The sequence below is a fragment of the Paenibacillus alginolyticus DSM 5050 = NBRC 15375 genome, assembly GCF_000422905.1.
Lineage (GTDB): Bacteria > Bacillota > Bacilli > Paenibacillales > NBRC-103111 > Paenibacillus_E > Paenibacillus_E alginolyticus.
In genome coordinates this window covers 124983-141219 of the sequence record NZ_AUGY01000013.1, presented here as the reverse complement: position 1 = coordinate 141219, position 16237 = coordinate 124983, and the positions used below count along the sequence as shown (strand labels likewise).

At 45.1% G+C, this 16237-nt stretch carries 13 protein-coding genes and 1 pseudogene; 7 read left to right on the top strand and 7 right to left on the bottom strand.

Annotated elements, in window-relative coordinates; genetic code table 11:
* Positions 1 to 84: 84 nt before the first annotated feature.
* Positions 85 to 2400: a helix-turn-helix domain-containing protein gene (locus tag G519_RS0107525; protein WP_029194155.1), complete on the bottom strand. Its 2316-nt coding sequence runs from the start codon at positions 2398 to 2400 to the stop codon at positions 85 to 87.
* Between the two features lie 142 nt (positions 2401 to 2542).
* On the opposite strand from G519_RS0107525, the gene G519_RS0107520 reads away from it, so the two are divergent.
* The 5 genes and pseudogenes from G519_RS0107520 to G519_RS0107500 all read left to right on the top strand — a co-directional run bounded on the left by G519_RS0107520 (position 2543) and on the right by G519_RS0107500 (position 7855).
* Complete coding sequence (locus G519_RS0107520; protein ID WP_127528105.1) at positions 2543 to 4144, top strand: spore germination protein; 1602 nt, start codon at positions 2543 to 2545, stop codon at positions 4142 to 4144.
* Between the two features lie 19 nt (positions 4145 to 4163).
* Entirely contained in the window at positions 4164 to 5276 is a 1113-nt protein-coding gene (locus G519_RS0107515) for a GerAB/ArcD/ProY family transporter (protein WP_244280054.1), read from the top strand.
* 61 nt (positions 5277 to 5337) lie between these two features.
* A pseudogene (locus G519_RS42165) lies at positions 5338 to 6447 on the top strand (GerAB/ArcD/ProY family transporter).
* Complete coding sequence (locus G519_RS0107505; protein ID WP_029194152.1) at positions 6444 to 7637, top strand: Ger(x)C family spore germination protein; 1194 nt, start codon at positions 6444 to 6446, stop codon at positions 7635 to 7637. Before G519_RS42165 ends, G519_RS0107505 begins: the two are co-directional and overlap by 4 nt.
* Complete coding sequence (locus G519_RS0107500; protein ID WP_029194151.1) at positions 7634 to 7855, top strand: hypothetical protein; 222 nt, start codon at positions 7634 to 7636, stop codon at positions 7853 to 7855. The genes G519_RS0107505 and G519_RS0107500 overlap by 4 nt, the downstream gene beginning before the upstream one ends.
* A 251-nt stretch (positions 7856 to 8106) precedes the next feature.
* Here G519_RS0107500 and nrdF read toward each other — a convergent pair whose 3' ends face one another.
* From nrdF to serC, 4 genes are all read right to left on the bottom strand, one after another.
* Positions 8107 to 9093 (bottom strand): class 1b ribonucleoside-diphosphate reductase subunit beta, encoded by a 987-nt coding sequence (gene nrdF / locus G519_RS0107490; protein WP_029194149.1) that lies wholly within the window; start codon positions 9091 to 9093, stop codon positions 8107 to 8109.
* A 22-nt stretch (positions 9094 to 9115) separates the two neighbouring features.
* The gene (nrdE, locus tag G519_RS0107485) at positions 9116 to 11200 is read right to left on the bottom strand and encodes a class 1b ribonucleoside-diphosphate reductase subunit alpha (protein WP_029194148.1); all 2085 of its coding nucleotides are present in this window, start codon (positions 11198 to 11200) and stop codon (positions 9116 to 9118) included.
* Complete coding sequence (gene nrdI, locus G519_RS0107480; protein ID WP_029194147.1) at positions 11187 to 11546, bottom strand: class Ib ribonucleoside-diphosphate reductase assembly flavoprotein NrdI; 360 nt, start codon at positions 11544 to 11546, stop codon at positions 11187 to 11189. The genes nrdE and nrdI overlap by 14 nt, the downstream gene beginning before the upstream one ends.
* A 591-nt stretch (positions 11547 to 12137) precedes the next feature.
* Positions 12138 to 13226, bottom strand: a complete 1089-nt coding sequence (gene serC / locus G519_RS0107475) for a 3-phosphoserine/phosphohydroxythreonine transaminase (RefSeq protein ID WP_029194146.1) — start codon at positions 13224 to 13226, stop codon at positions 12138 to 12140.
* On the opposite strand from serC, the gene thpR reads away from it, so the two are divergent.
* Positions 13225 to 14121: an RNA 2',3'-cyclic phosphodiesterase gene (gene thpR / locus G519_RS0107470; protein WP_127528104.1), complete on the top strand. Its 897-nt coding sequence runs from the start codon at positions 13225 to 13227 to the stop codon at positions 14119 to 14121. The two genes, serC and thpR, sit on opposite strands and share 2 nt — an antisense overlap.
* A 96-nt stretch (positions 14122 to 14217) precedes the next feature.
* Positions 14218 to 15072 carry a DUF421 domain-containing protein gene (locus G519_RS0107465; protein ID WP_029194144.1) on the top strand — a complete coding sequence of 285 codons (855 nt, stop codon included), beginning with the start codon at positions 14218 to 14220 and terminating at the stop codon, positions 15070 to 15072.
* 17 nt (positions 15073 to 15089) lie between these two features.
* Here G519_RS0107465 and G519_RS0107460 read toward each other — a convergent pair whose 3' ends face one another.
* Together G519_RS0107460 and G519_RS42160 are read right to left on the bottom strand one after the other, a co-directional pair.
* Entirely contained in the window at positions 15090 to 15710 is a 621-nt protein-coding gene (locus tag G519_RS0107460; protein ID WP_029194143.1) for an NUDIX hydrolase, read from the bottom strand.
* A complete protein-coding gene (locus G519_RS42160; protein WP_036632326.1) occupies positions 15707 to 16228 on the bottom strand; it encodes a mismatch-specific DNA-glycosylase in 522 nt (173 codons plus the stop codon). The genes G519_RS0107460 and G519_RS42160 overlap by 4 nt, the downstream gene beginning before the upstream one ends.
* Positions 16229 to 16237: the final 9 nt, after the last annotated feature.

Genomic DNA, 16237 nt, shown 5'->3' with positions numbered 1-16237 from the left:
AAAAATCACTCCCGAACATATGTTTGATTTCATTATACCAAACATTAGTTCGTATTTAAAGACATTCCTGAGCTAACTGGATAATCAAATATCTTTATATTTGCCCGGTGTAATGCCCTCGAATTTCTTGAAAATCCGATTGAACGTATTCATGTCGGAGTATCCGACTTTTTTTGCAATGTCCGTGACTGATAAGACTTGAAGAGAAAGCAGCCGCTTTGCTTCTTCTAATCGGGTTCTACTGATAAAATCAAGCAGCGCTTCGCCCGTCTGTGCTTTGAACTGTTTGGATAAATAGGAAGGCGTTAACCCAAACTTATCGCCCACCATCGAGATGTTCAGATTCTCCTCAGCGTAATTGCTTTTGACATACTCGATAACCTGCTGGCTAAGTTGGTTATGATCCTGCCCACGGTCATCTTGAATGAATCGGCACACCTGACTCAGCACTTCTCGAATCTGCACCTTCATCTCTTTGATGGTTGAACTGCTCATCAATCGGTCGATCTGGTCGGTTTTTACGATTAACGCCCGATTATTGCTGCTCGTACCGATTTCATCCATCGTTTTTAGCAGCGTACTGGTCAAATCGAACATGAGACACTTAGCGAGCGGTACGGACAGGGACGCGTCCGATACGTTGATCTCAATGATTTCGTCTATGATCGCACTCGATTTCTCAAAATCGCCCGATTTCACAAAATTGATCAGTTGATGCTCTACAGACAATGGATAGTAATAACTTCTGGATTGTCTAACCGTTTCAGAGCTCGGTAAATCATCGTACCCAATAATTTCCCCGCTTCCCATAACGAGCCGGTATTCCAAAGCCGCTAAGGTTTGCTGGTAAGCTGGAGGAATCCCATACAGCTCCTGATGGATGCCGCTGATCGCCACGGTCAAATGGACATGGAAATGGTCCAGTAAGAAGGACTTTACCTGCTCAGCAATACGCTTCAACTCTTGCGAATCCGGATCTGTCCCGAAATTTACGATGCACGCTTGCATATTGTCTACTTCCGTAATGAAAGCTCGATTGTGATGACCGATCACTTCTTCAGCGACGTTCATAATAATGAAATGCAGCATCCTCACCTTCTCGGGAGCGGCATATTCGTCGATCTCAAACTTGCCGTAATGCTCGATATGGAATAATAGAACAGCAAAATACGGCGATGCCAGCTGAATATCGTGGGCTGCAAGCGATTCGTGTATCGGGACATTTTGTTCCGAACGGCCTTTCAGCAGCCCCTGAAGAAAATGCGAACGAATAGCGTCACGATGCTGGTGCAGCCGGCGGTCAATCTGTTCTTTTTCTGCGAACGTATTGTTCAACGCATCTTGTAAAAATCCATACTCGTTCGAGCCTTCATGAAAGGATATCCCTGACTTCACAGAAAAGCTCCGAATCAGCAGGTTGATGGGGTTGTAATTTTTTCTCAAAAAGAGATAGGTGACAAGACCGCCCATGATAAGACTCAAGATCACACTGGCATAAATCAGCTTTTTCATGTATTTCATCTTATCATCATATAATTCGGCGGGAATCGTTGAAATGTATTTCCAACCTGTGCTGCTTGAGGTGATATAAGAAACGGCTGCCCTTTTACCGGAGTCCTCACTGATAAACATCCCATTTTTACCAGAAAGATTGTCGTAATCCAGAAAGTCCGTTCTAGATTCAATACCAGTTGAAGCAATTAGACGGTTTTCCTTATCGAGTACCGCTATTGAGGTTTTATCCGACGTGGATGGAATATTATCCAGCAGCTTGGAATCCTTAATGACAAATAAAATGACTGCGCCTGGATGATCCGGGTTGGCGAGTATGACGGATTTGGCATACATGACAGCTTTGACTGCATGGCCGTCTTCCCTAAACGTAATGGGTGCATACTCCTGGATGTAAGGCTTCTCAAAAAACTTCGCCCACTCCTCGTAACTCATTCCGTCTTTCTCGCGGATCTTTTCAAACAACATACGGCTGTTCGTGTGATCACGTGTCGATATAACCGTGTCGCTATTCCGATAGTAGATATAGATTTGTTCAATAAAATCATTCGCTGTTTGGTATACCCGCAGATCGTTGGCAATGCTGACCAAATCGTAATAGTCGCTATCGGTCAATGGCTTCACCGTATTCATGAAACCAGTTACCATCTTGCTTAAAGCGATTTCCAAGCTTAACCGCTCAATACCGCGAAGGCTATTATCAATCGCTTGCTCCATCTGCTCTAGGGCGGACTTGTTCGCACGGTTGACTTCCGATTCCACAACATGCCAGGCAGCTGCGTATAGAATCCCACTAATGATAATCGGGATAAGAAGTACAGAAATATAAGATATGAGCCATGTGACGATAACACTGCGTTTGTTGAAGCGGATTCGAGCAAGACTCATTGGATTACCCCTCATCACCATGTTGTAACTGCTTTCACCATCATTATACAGAAAATATGGAAGGATTGAAGGTAAAATTCGAAATGTTGCCTACTGTATAAAAATGGAATGTTAAGCTCAACCTACTGTTGAACTTCAATCCATGCAATTAATTCCAAATGAGGGAGAACTCTTGAATAAGTACTTTTTTAAATTACTGAAAAGCAAACACACTCAGCAGCTTGTTCAGCAGCATCCTGCCGATAATGAGCACCAGCAGTTTCTTTATCCGAATTTACAGCAAAATGAACAAATTCTTCGCTCCATCTATGCTAATTGTTCGGATGTCATCTACCGTTCTTTTTTAATTAGCGGAAAAACGAAAGCCCTCTTAATGTACATCGATGGTTTAACTAATTCTACAGGGCTCGAAGAATATGTCATTGCCCCTCTTATGAAAGAGGACACAGAAGAAACAATCGAAATACGACAACTAATCGAGCGAAAAATATCTGTTTCTTATGCGAATGAATGTCCTACATTTTCAAAATGCATTGAATATTTATCGAACGGCAATCCGATCCTGCTGCGTGATCATGAAGCATGCGGCCTTGCTTTAGGATTAACTCAATGGGAGAAACGCGCCATCGAAGAGCCAGCGGCTGAAGCAGGAATTCGCGGCCCGCGCGAAGGCTTTACGGAAACCTTGCGAATCAGCACTTCCCAAATACGCCGTATTATCAAAAGTCCCAGCCTCAAAATGGAATCCATGAAAATCGGCGATTATACTCAAACGAATGTCGTCATCTCCTATATCGAAGGGCTTGTCGATGAGACGCTGGTAGAAGAAGTCAAGAATCGGCTGAATCGCATTCGCATAGACGGAATTCTAGAAAGCGGAAATATCGAAGAATTGATTGAGGATAGTCCCTACTCTCCTTTTCCGCAGCTGCTAAGTACGGAACGCCCCGATGTAACTTGCAGCAGCCTTTTGGAAGGGCGTGTAGCCATTCTTGTGGAGGGAACCCCATTCGTTTTAATAGCTCCCACCACCTTTTTTTCCTTATTGCAGGCAGCGGAAGATTATTATCAACGTTTCTGGGTAAGTACCGTCATACGGTGGCTGCGTTATAGCTTTACTTTGATCTCTCTATTACTTCCGTCACTCTATGTGGCGGTTATTAGTTTCCATCAAGAGATGGTGCCAGGTTCATTGTTAATCAGTATGGCATCTTCTCGCGAATCGGTCCCCTTCCCGGCATTGATCGAAGCGCTAATGATGGAAGTTACCTTTGAAGCGCTTCGTGAAGCAGGAGTTCGATTGCCCAAACAGGTAGGCGCTGCCGTTAGCATTGTCGGGGCGCTCGTCATCGGACAAGCAGCGGTTCAGGCTGGACTTGTCTCTGCGCCGATGGTCATCATCGTTGCCATCACCGGCATCTCTTCCTTTATGATTCCACGCTACGTTGCCGGAATTGCTATTCGGTTGCTGCGCTTTCCGTTGATCTTTCTCGCAGGGACGTTGGGCCTGCTTGGCATTATGATGGGGATCATAGCCATTGTTCTTCATTTGTGCAGCTTGCGCTCGTTCGGTGTTCCTTACTTGGCCTCTATCGGAGCTCCGAAAATAGACGAACTGAAAGACGTTTTGATCAGAGCTCCTTGGTGGATGATGGATAAGCGTCCGCACTTTACGGGAGATTACAACGAATACCGCCAGTCGCCTGGTCAAAAACCGGGACCTGATCGAAGTGACGAGGCATAATCCAGAGTGGAGGTGAACGTTGTTGTTGGATAAAGGGAAAATTTCAGCCTTTCAATTGGGACTTATGATGTATCCGACTGTACTGGCCACAGGCCTTCTTGCGTTGCCGACCATCACAGCCCAATATGCCAAAAATGATCTTTGGCTAACGAGTATTTTCGCCTCTATTCTGGGCTTTATTTCGGTTTATATCGCGACCCGGTTGCACGAGCTCTATCCGAAGATGACCGTTATCCAATACAGTGAACGCATACTCGGGAAAATCCCTGGAAAACTCGTTGGTTTTGTTTTCTTCGTTTTTACTCTACATTCAACCGGAATTATTTCTCGTCAGTATGCCGACTTTGTTAAGGGCAACTTTCTGTTCAAATCCCCAATCTTGTTGGTTATTTCCTCCATCATCCTACTCACTGCATTTGCCGTACGCGGCGGGGTGGAAATATTGGCAAGAAGCGCAGTTATTTTTACACCTATCTTCATACTTCCTATTTTCATTCTTTTGGTTCTAATCCCCGATATGGACGTTAAAAACATCTTCCCCATCCTGAGTCATGGGATAATCCCCGTGATCAAGGGATCCGCCGCGCCGATGGGCTGGGTAAGTGAATTTTTTATCATGACCTTTTTCCTGCCCTACTTGGCAGATCCAGAAAAAGGCGGGAAATGGGGTTTTATTTCACTCAGCGCCATTACATTGAGTATGATTTATGTCAACCTGCTTATCTTATTTTTGCTGGGACCGGACGTAGGCAACAAAACCTATCCCGTCTTTGTCGCTTTCCGTTATATCAGCGTCGGCAATATTTTCGAAAATATGGAAGCCTTACTCTTGGCCATGTGGGTCGTCGGAAACTTCATTAAAATCGGGGTATTTTACTATGCGGCCGTACTCTCATTCGGGCAATGGCTGAATCTGTCGGAATATCGTCCTTATGTCTTTCCTCTTGGAATTTTCATAGTAGCGTTAAGCATGTGGGATTTACCGAGCTTCACTAGGTTAGCATTTTTTATAACGTACTTTGATACATTCTATTTACTGTCGGTTCTGCTGCTTATCCCCCTGCTATTACTGATTGTGGCCTTATTACGTAAAGGAAAATCGATTGGAGAAGGAGATAATCAGCCATTCTGATATCGATCATTAGAAGAACAATAAGCACATAGATTGAAAACTAACCAAAGTGTGGTGAACGATGATGTTGGAGAAAGGAAAAATTTCTGCCTTTCAATTAGGGATCATGATGTATCCGAATGTGTCAGCTACTGCCTTTCTTTCCCTGCCAACCATTACGGCCCAATATACCAAAAACGATCTTTGGATGTCGTACATTTTGGCAGCTTTGATGGGCTTGATTCCCATTTATTTGGCTACCAGGTTGCACGAGCTATTTCCGAAGATGACCTTTATCCAATACATCGAACATATTATTGGAAAAATACCCGGGAAAATCTTGGGAATGGTTTACGTTCTGTATTTTGTGCATGTCGGTGGAGTGGCTAGTCGACAGTATGCCGAATTCGTTACGGGCAGTTTTCTGTTTAAGACGCCAATTTTGTTAATTATTTCCTCCATTATCCTGCTTTCCGCTTTTGCCGTACGCGGCGGAGTCGAGCTGTTGGCAAGGAGTGCTGTCATTGTCACTCCTCTCTTTATTTTGCCTTTATTTTTTCTTTTGCTTCTAATCCCCGATCTGGATGTTAAGAACATGTTCCCCATCTTTAGCCATGGAATTACGCCTATTGTCAAAGGAACATTCCAAGTGTATGCCGCGGTAAGCGATATGTTTATGATGGCATTCTTCCTGCCCTACTTGATGGATTCGGAAAAAGGGAGGAAGTGAGGACTCATTTCGCTCTGTACTGTCATGTTGAGTATAACTTATATTGGGCTAATCACCTTATTTTTGCTTGGGCCAGACACCAGCAACAAAATTAATCCCGTCTTGACGCTCTTCCGCTATATTAGTATTGGCAATTTCTTTGAAAATTTGGAGGTCTTGCTTCTGGCGATGTGGGTACTTGGGAACTTTGTTAGAATTAGCATACTTTACTATGCGGCTGTCCTTTCATTTGGACAATGCTTTCAATTATCGGATTATCGTCCTGCTGTCTTTCCTCTCGGAATTCTTATTGTTGTTTTCAGTATATGGGCCGTACCTAATTATTCGATATTAGGATTTATGGCAAAGACTTTACCTCCTTTCTATAAACCGTTACTCATGACGCTCATCCCTTTGTGTTTGTTCATTGCTGCCGTTTTACGTAAAAGAAAAATGATTGGTGGAGGAGAGCCGTCTCCATGAAAATATACATAAAGTCATTAATCCTGATCCTTCTTATTAGCTTGCTTGGTGGTTGCTGGGATCGTACAGAACTCAATGATTTGGCGCTTATAACCGCGTTAGCCTTCGACAAATCGGAGGATAACCAGGTTAAAGTGTCCGTACAAGTCGTCATTCCTCAGAACCAGAGCGGAGCGGGGATGATAGGTGGTGGTGGTGGTGGCGGTACGGCAAAAAAGACAACCGTTCGAACAGAGGAACACGGATTCGACACGGCTGACGCGCTGTCCAAGCTTCAACGAAAAATCCCACGGAAGCTGTTTTGGGGACAATGCAAAATATTTATATTCAGCGATTCGCTTGCAAAGTCAGGTATTCGGGAACAATTTGATTTTTTGGTTCGTCATCCCCAGCCGAGAGAAAGAGCTTTTATGTTTATCAGTAAAGGCAAAGCGGCGGATGCACTCGAATTATTTCCTCCAATCGAGCGCTCTTCAGCGGAAGTACTGCGGAAGTTAAGCGAATTGCAGATTGGAATCAGTGTCACCATTGAACAAATGAGCATCATGTTAAAAGGAGATTCTCATACGGCCGCTCTTCCGCTTGTCTATATTCTCCCGAAAAATAAATCGGCAGAACCATTCCAAACCATTCCTTACCTCTTCGGGACCGCTGTCTTCAAAAAAGACAAGATGGTTGGGGAAATTTCAGAAAAAGTAACACGGGGGGTGATGTGGATTAAAAATGAAATTAAAGAGTACACAGTTACCTATGAGGCTAATGAGTCGGAAGGGCTCGTTTCCTTAAAACCAGTTAAAGCAAACGTAAAGCTGATTCCGAAAATCGAAGGGGAAAAATGGATGATGACCCTAAAAGTGCAGACGGAAGGAGATATCGTTCAAAATAGTACCCTATTGAATCCTATCAATCCAGACTTGTTAAGCAAAATGAACAAGGCATTCGCGAATGACGTCAGAGGACGCATCCAGCTAGCGCTTCAAGAGGTTCAGGAGCGGTTAAAGGTAGACATACTTGACTTTGCCACCGAATTTCATAGGAAGTACCCTAAGCAATGGGAGAAAAATAAAGACAATTGGGAGGAGTTGTTTCCTAAGGTTGAAGTTAATCTTGACATTAAAACACAGATCCTCAGACCCGGACTTATTAACTCGCCAGGGGGGATGCCTAAAGAAGAGGTAATTGAAAAATGAGATGGAGTTTTTTCTGCGGCGTTACGATCGCCGTACTACTAATCTGTTGGTTTGAATGGCCTAAGCTCAAACAAAAGCCGAAACGGGATAAGGCCGTCTTTGTGTCGCTGATTCTCCTCGTTTGGCTATTGTCCATGTTGGATCTGCCCCGAACGCCGGGTCCAACCACGCTCCTTCAGTTCATCTTTAAACCGTTTAAGGGACTTCTTGAACAATGAGTTCCTTGCAGCCCAATAACTATGCCAACGAAATCATTTCTCAAGAGTATGCCGAGTTCGTTAAGGTCAATTTCTGTTCAAAACCCCCTATCCTTCTGATTACCGCGGTCTCCATTATGCAGCATCAAGGGAAAGTGGCGGGATCTAGATGGATGACTGAACCGAAGGTGAAGGCAGCCTTACTTACCCCAAAACCCTCCCCCGCTGAACAACAAAGGACCTGACGACAACCGTCAGGTCCTTCTTTATGTTCAATCCCCAAAAAGGAAATCATCATCCGTCAACGCTTCAACGTGAATCGTGCGGACATATCCATTCCCCTTTTTCGAGAAAAAGTCATGCTGCTTCGTCTTCGTGCTTAGACCGTTAAGAACAATCGGATTAATCTCCTCTTCTTCGAAAAGGGGGTCTACACCAAGATTCATGAACGCTTTATTCGCGTTGTAGCGTAAGAAAGCTTTCACTTCTTCTGCCAAGCCCAAAGTTCCATAGAGGCTCTCTGTATAGCTTTCCTCATTGGCATGAAGCTCCTTCAACAAGGCACACAATGTCTCATACGCCTCATCCTGCTCAGCAGGGCTTAATTCCGCATAAACCTCTTGTGCCAATACACCGATGTACAGACCATGAATACTCTCATCGCGTAAAATCAAATCGATGATTTCGCCACTGCTCGTCATTTTCCCCTGTCCGGCCAAGTAAAGCGGATAATAAAAGCCGCTATAGAACAAATAGCTCTCCAGCAAGACAGATGCAGCCATAGCTAGATACAGCTCTTTCGTCGTTCCAATGTTCTCGTAGAAATGAGAAATCTTGTTGGCTTTGAACTGTAGATAAGGATTGCGCTCCACCCAGAGGAAAAGTTCATTGATTTCCTCCGTTGTAGACAACGTGGTGAAAATACTGCTGTAAGATTTCGCATGTATTTGTTCCATCATCCCCATGAAGCTTAGCACAGCTTTGCGCTGGAGACCATCGACATGCTCAAGAATCTTCGGCATGCCAACGCCGCCTTGCATGGTGTCGAGCAGCGTAAGGCCCCCAAGTACTTTCATGTAAAGTTCACGTTCTGCACCACTTAATGTGATCCATGACATTTTATCATCAGATAACGGGATTTCCTCATCTGTCCAGAACTGCATAATATTTTGATTCCAGAAAGTGATCGTAAAATCATCATCGGGACGATTCCAGTTCACAGCTTTCTTGGCATTATTTAGGGTAGTAGCCGTACTCATTTATAATCAATCCCCTTCCAAATTACACCGAGCAGCTGACGCATTCCTCAACGGATAGCTGATTTGTTCGCGTGTAGTAGAGCGATTTAAGTCCTTTGTGTGCCGCATAGAGGTATAGTTTAGCAAGTTGTCTTGTTGAAACATCACTATTTACGTGTAAAATGGTCGAGATTCCTTGATCCACATGCGTTTGAATTTCAGCAATAAGATCAAGAATCTTGAACTGATCCATTTGATAAGCAGATTTATAGTAAAAGAAATTATCACGCGCCATGAAAGGCATCGGATAGTACGTTGTTGAGTTCGCGTAAGTTCGAGTCTCGATAGGTTCTACAATCGGCATGACACTCGAAGTTGCATTTTGAATATAAGAAATACTTTGTGTTGGCGCAACGGCCAATCGGTAAGCATGATAGAGACCATTGGTTTTTACATCTTCTTTTAACTTTGCCCAGTCGCTTGGTGACGGAATCGGCATTCCCTCAAACAGTGACTTCACTTTATCCGTAAGCGGACGGTAATCCGTCTCCGTGTATCGGTTGAAGTAAGCGCCATTCGCATATTCGGATTGCTCAAAACCTTCAAAGGTTTGCCCCGAGGATTTGGCAATTTCCATACTTTTCTCAATCGAATAATAGTTCATAGCCATGAAGAACGTGCGGACGAAATCTTTGGCTTCATCACTCTCATAGCTAATTTTGTTCTTAGACAAGTAGCCATGAAGATTCATAACACCGAGACCAACGGAGTGCAGCTCACGGTTCGCTTTGGCAACCCCCGGCGCATTGCTGATCGTCGTCATATCACTAACAGAAGTCAATGCAATCATGCCCTCGTGCACGGTTTCACGCAGCTTCTTACGATCCATTACGTTCGCTATATTCATAGACGCGAGGTTACAGCTGATATCCCTAAGAATAAGGTCATCTTGGCCGTAATCGTTGATTTCCGAAGTTTCTTGCAGTTGAAAAATCTCTGTACAGAGATTAGACATTTTAATCGTACCGATACCTTTCAAGGCATGATCCTTGTTCGCATTCGTACGGTTCATCATATATGGATAACCGGATTCCAGTTGAGTCGTCGCAATTTTGATGAGCATGTCACGCGCACTCATGACAACCTTCTTCTTCACTTTCGGATTGGCCAAGAGTTCATCGTACATCTCATCGAGATCAATATCGTCCAAATGCTTGCCATAGGCTTGCAGGACCGTGTAAGGAGCAAAAACATGCAACGGCTTGTTCTCTTCAGCCAATTTGTAGAACTTGTTCGGTACAATAAGGCCGATTGACAGAGTTTTCAGACGAGATTTCTCATCCGCATTAATTTTCTTGCTATCAAGGAACTCCATAACGTCCCAGCCGAAAATGTTGTAGTAAGCAGCTCCTGAACCCTTGCGCTGCCCCATTTGATCGGCATAAGAGAAGGCATCTTCCATGAGCTTAAGTACCGGCATAATACCCTTTGCGGCGTTTTCCACACCTTTGATCGTTTCACCGCGCCCACGAAGCTTGGACAAGTTAACGGCTACGCCACCGCCAATTTTGGAAAGCTGCATGCAGGTAGCCAGCACGTAGTTAATTGAATTAAGCGAATCGTCCATCTCTAGCAGGAAGCAGGATACCATCTCGCCTCGGCGACTCTTACCTGCATTAAGGAACGTCGGTGTCGCTGGTTGCAAGCGTTGTTCCATCATCGATACTGCAAGAACGCGTGCAGTTTCTACGTTCCCACGACCCAAGTACAAAGCAACAATAGCGACGCGATCTGGGAAATGTTCCAGGTATAAGGACTTGTCATCACTGCGTAAAGCGTAATCCGTATAAAATTTCGAAGCTGCCATGTAAGAGGCGAACTCGAATTGATTGTCGTGGGCTACTTGGTAAACATCGTTAACTTCATCTTGCGTATAGCGCTCATATACGTTCTCGTAATAGTTATGATCGATCATATAACGAACTTTAGAAGAAGTATCGGGGAAAGTGAGGCTTTTACTGTGGACTTCCTTCATAAAAACTTCAACAGCTTCTTTATCCTTCTCTAGTTGGAAAAAGCCGTCCGCTCCGCGTTGCATCAATAAATTATTCAGCTCAATGTGCCGCAATTGCATGTACCCCCTGAACAAATCGTTCTACGTCATTTTTGGTGCCGGATAACTCAAACTTTGTTAACACGGGCACATCGTACTGCTGTGAGATCGTATCTGCGCTTTTGGCAAATCCGTCTCCCCAGTTGCGGTTACCACTTGCTGCTACTCCGAGAAGACGAGAGGCATTGCTTTCTAAGAAAGAAGCTACCTTCGGTGGAACTTGACCAAAACCGGTTGTATAAGTAACGAGCACGAAAGGCTCATCCATCTTCATCGCTTCCTCAATTTGAATCGCTGGCATTTTGAGCTTAGCAATAAATCGGCGTACATTTCCCGTCTTCGAATCGTAAGCAATCAGCATAGGTTTCCGTCTCCTAACACTCTCTTATTCTCTATCTAGTACCTCGTATGTAAGTAACCCTATATGTAGTAAACAAATGAATCATCCCGTGCAATTCGAGATCGAATACGCCGTTGTCCTTTCGACAAAATATGCGAATTTTAGGAATAGGCATCCTAGGAAAAAGGCGTCAATCATGCGGTTTATCACGGATTTTGACTCTATTTTTTCACAAATTCTAGCAGTTGTGTGTATCGCTTTTTTTACGATATCTAGTTGATAGATTCAAATTTATATCAATATATTGTGTTTGTCAACGAGTAAAAAGGCCCATTTTGACTAGTAAAATACGTAAACCTATACAGGACGTGGCTCGGAAGGCTTTGAAAATATTTTTTCAATTTTGACTTGAAATTTTCGAATTTGTCGAAAGCTAGTATAGGGCTTTGAGCTCACTAGATATAGATCCAACACATCCCAATTACAGGCTCATTAAGCCCTCCCAGAGTCGGTCTAAGGTCGTTAATAGCCAAGATGCCACAATCCTATCCAGAAATAAAAAAAGCTATTCACACGCACACGAGGGTGCCGTGAATAGCTTAATCTTATTTCTTAACCGTTGCGTTTTTGGAAATCACTCATGAACTCAGCGAGCGCTTTGCATGAGGCATAGGGAACAGCATTATACGTAGATGCTCTCAAACCGCCTACACTGCGATGACCTTTCAACCCAACAAATCCGTTCTGCTCGGTTTCCTTGATGAACTTCTTCTCCAACTCTTCATCCTGCAAACGGAACGTGATGTTCATGGCTGAACGACTGCCTGCATCAACAGGTCCACGATAGAAACCACCGCTTTGGTCGATTGCGCTATAAATTAGGCCTGATTTCTCAAGGTTATTTTTTTCGATGACCGCTAGTCCGCCTTGTTCCTGAATCCATTTTAATACTAGATTCATCATGTAGATGGAATAAACGGGTGGTGTATTGTAAAGGGAATTGTTTTTGCTATGGATTTCGTAGCGAAGCATGGTTGGAATCGTTTTAGGCAGATCTTGTAATAAATCTTCCTTAACGATAACCACAGTTACTCCAGAAGGACCTAGATTCTTTTGCGCACCAGCATAGATCATTCCGAATTTCGAAACATCAACTGGACGGCTCAAGATATCACTGGACATATCCCCAATTAGCGGCACATTCCCTGTATCCGGAAAGCTCTGGAACTGAGCGCCTTCAATCGTTTCGTTCGAAGTCAGATGCAAATAAGCGGAATCCGGATGAATGTTGATTTCACTTAAGTCCGGAATTTTCATAAATTTCTGTTCTTTCGAGCTTGCTGCGATGGCAATTTCTCCGAACAAGCTTGCTTCCTGAATAGCTTTCTCCGCCCATGCACCTGTTAGCACATAGCTGCCTACTTTACCTGGCTTTAGAAAATTAAGCGGAATCATGGCGAATTGTGTACTCGCACCACCTTGCAGAAACTGCACTTGGTACCCGTCAGGGATGCTAAAAATTTGTTTCAATAATTGCTGTGTTTCATTATGTACTTGCTCGAACTCCGCGCTGCGGTGCGAAATTTCCATGATGGACATGCCGATGCCTTTAAATTCGACAAGCTCCTCTTGTGCTTTCTGCAGTACTTCGAGCGGTAATGCCGCAGGCCCTGCGTTAAAGTTATAGGCCCTATTTCCCATGAATGACCACACCTTTGCTTTTTTGTATTATCGCTATGATAGCAATATTCTCTTCATGCATCAAGTAAAACCTCACTTGGAAATGCTAGGAGAAGTACGAAGAAGAGAACAGATTTGGATACAAAAGGAGCTTAAGTTACTTATGACATTGCTCGATATGATAGGAAAAAGTTCTACATACGCTGTAAAATTGGCAAACGAAAACATCTTGAACTCTGCAAATTCAGACAATTTAAGTTCCACGAACGCCTCAAGTTTGACGAACAATTCAAATTCGACGAACGCCTCAAGCTCGACGAACAATTCAAATTCGACGAACGCCTCAGAGAAGTATCGGCTGTTCGTAGGCATTCAGCTCCCGCAAGACGTCCAGCGGGTGCTTGATATATGGAAAAGCAGCCTCCAAGAGGTGCTGCCTTTCCAAAAGTGGACCCATCCGCAGGATGTCCACGTTACGTTAAGCTTCCTCGGCGACGCATCCGCCGAGACCGCCGAAGCGCTGGCGGCCGACCTGCGCCAGCTTGCAGCAGCTGCGCTGCCGCTGACCCTGCACGCCGAGGGCCTCGGCGTGTTCGGACCTCCGGCGGCGCCGTCGATCCTCTGGGCGGGCCTCGCCGGCGACCTCGACGCGCTGGCTGCGCTGCAGCGCGAGGTCGCGGGCGTCTGCGCCCGCCACGGCTTCCCGTCCGAGGCTCGCGCCTATCGGCCGCATCTCACCCTAGCCCGCCGCTACCGCACAGCGGCGGGGCCATTCAAGCGCTCCGCCCTAGCAGCGGCTGGGGCGCCTGCCGGCGGCTGGCCCGCGTGGCGGGTAGAGGACATTGTCCTCTACCGCAGCCACTTGGGCCGCCTGCCAGCGTACGAGCCGTTGGGCGTGTTCCCGTTTGAGGCATGAGTCCCACACTGGAATTAACATCTTATTTTTGTATAAATTTCAAGAATTCTACAAACAATTTAACCGATTGGATTTAATCAAAGAGGAGGAACCGATGTGCCAGAATGGATTGAAATTTTTTTAAAGACATTATTGTCAGTTGTCGTGCTTTTCTTTATGACAAAGTTGTTGGGAAAAAGACAAGTTTCTCAACTTTCCTTGTTCGAATACATAACTGGTATTACAATTGGTAATCTCGCGGCTTACATATCATTGGAAAAGGATTGGTATTTAGGTTTGGTATCCTTAGCTGCTTGGGTCGCGTGCTCTTTAGGGATTGAATTTTTGCAGCTAAAAAGCAAAAAAATGCGGGATTTTATTGATGGGAAAGGAACCGTGCTCATTAGAGACGGTAAAGTTTTGGAAGATAATTTAAAGAAAGAACGACTCACCACCGATGAACTTATGGAGCAATTAAGAAAGAGATCGGTATTTAAAGTCGCTGATGTAGAATTTGCGATCATGGAACCAGATGGGGATATTAATGTCCTATTGGCTCGAAAAAACCAACCGTTGACTGCCAAACATTTGGGCATCCAAGTTGCACCTGAACAGGAGCCCCAAGCGGTTATCATGGACGGTGAAATCATGGATGAAGCATTGGCCACTATCGGTTTAAACAGAGGATGGCTTAAAACAGAACTTGATAAATTGGGTGTGACGATTGAAAATGTATTTCTAGGACAAGTCGATTCTTACAGCCAATTGTATGTGGATTTATTTGACGACAAGATCATGGTACCTGTGCCACAGGAAAAAGCAAACCTATTTGCTACATTAAAAAAGTGCGAAGGCGATCTGATGTTGTTTGGTCTTACTACGAATAATAAAGCTGCAAAAGAAATGTACGAACAATGCTCGAAGCAAATGGAGGAACTTATCGCACAACTGGAACCTGTGCTTAAGCGGTAAAGTCCTTACACTCATGGCTAATCGAGCAGCGTCTGTGCTGTATGGTCACGGGCAAGCTCGAACATCCGCTGCAGTTGCACAGCGGTGTTTCGCTCCACCGATAGCGGCGGCAGCTCGCTCTCGCCGAAGAACTGGGCGCCGGTCGTTTCCAGCCCGGCTTCAAGTGCTTCCCCGCCCACCAACTCGCACAAGATGAACATCTTGTACACGTGGTTGGCCGAAGGCGGGTGCGCGTGGCGCTTCTTATCGAAGACCGCCAGCAATCGCACCGGCTTGACATCATAGCCGGCCTCCTCGCGGGTCTCCTTGACGGCGACCTCCGACGGTGTGAGGCCGATGTCCGCCCAGCCCCCAGGCAAAGCCCAAGCACCGTCGGCCCTTTCCTTCACCAGCAGCAGCTTGTTCTCTCTCAATACGACGGCCCGAATATCCACTTTCGGCGTCTGATAACCTGTGTCGCTGGCGAATAAAGCTGTCACCTTATCGATCGGTGTCTCTGAGAAATAACTCATCATCTCCACGCTGATCTTGCGCAGCGCCTCGTATCGCTCCAAGTCATAGCCATTCTCACCGTAAGTAAGCCCCGCTTGACTAATGGCCTGAATCTCTTTGGCCCACTCCAACCATGGGATATTCATCCGTTCCCCAACTCCGTTCCGATACATTTCTTGATGCCGCTATAAATAGCAACCATCTCCTCAAGCTTCATCCGAACCAGCCCGCTAGAAGAGGGACATACATAGTCGATCACACCTTCAACCATCGGATCCTGTTGAGTCCCCCAACTCATTCCCCTACGGCCGCTATACTGTTCATACACACCTTTCCCTACAAAACAGACAATACTTGGACGATAGGCTTTGATCTTTTCTTTCAAAATAAGTCGACCTTCCCGGTATTCCTCTGACGTAATTTCTGCAGCTGTTAAAGAAGGGCGGGCCACGATATTCGTAAACCCGTAACCGAGCTTCAACAGATCCCCATCCTCTTGAGGTTTATACAGCCGTGGTGTTAATCCCGCTTGGAAAAGGATCCGATAAAAACGATTGTTCGGATTCGCATAATGGTGACCCGTTTCTCCGGATCGTACACTAGGGTTATAGCCCACGAAAAGTATCCTTAAATCCTCCTGCAGATGATCCGAAATAGGCTCTATGCTCACCGT

Coding starts and splice junctions, on each gene's coding strand:
- G519_RS0107525 (WP_029194155.1), bottom strand. CDS start 2,400: ATGAGTCTTGCTCGAATCCGCTTCAACAAACGCAGTGTTATCGTCACA.
- G519_RS0107520 (WP_127528105.1), top strand. CDS start 2,543: ATGCAATTAATTCCAAATGAGGGAGAACTCTTGAATAAGTACTTTTTT.
- G519_RS0107505 (WP_029194152.1), top strand. CDS start 6,444: ATGAAAATATACATAAAGTCATTAATCCTGATCCTTCTTATTAGCTTG.
- G519_RS0107500 (WP_029194151.1), top strand. CDS start 7,634: ATGAGATGGAGTTTTTTCTGCGGCGTTACGATCGCCGTACTACTAATC.
- nrdF (WP_029194149.1), bottom strand. CDS start 9,093: ATGAGTACGGCTACTACCCTAAATAATGCCAAGAAAGCTGTGAACTGG.
- nrdI (WP_029194147.1), bottom strand. CDS start 11,546: ATGCTGATTGCTTACGATTCGAAGACGGGAAATGTACGCCGATTTATT.
- thpR (WP_127528104.1), top strand. CDS start 13,225: ATGAATGACCACACCTTTGCTTTTTTGTATTATCGCTATGATAGCAAT.
- serC (WP_029194146.1), bottom strand. CDS start 13,226: ATGGGAAATAGGGCCTATAACTTTAACGCAGGGCCTGCGGCATTACCG.
- G519_RS0107460 (WP_029194143.1), bottom strand. CDS start 15,710: ATGAATATCCCATGGTTGGAGTGGGCCAAAGAGATTCAGGCCATTAGT.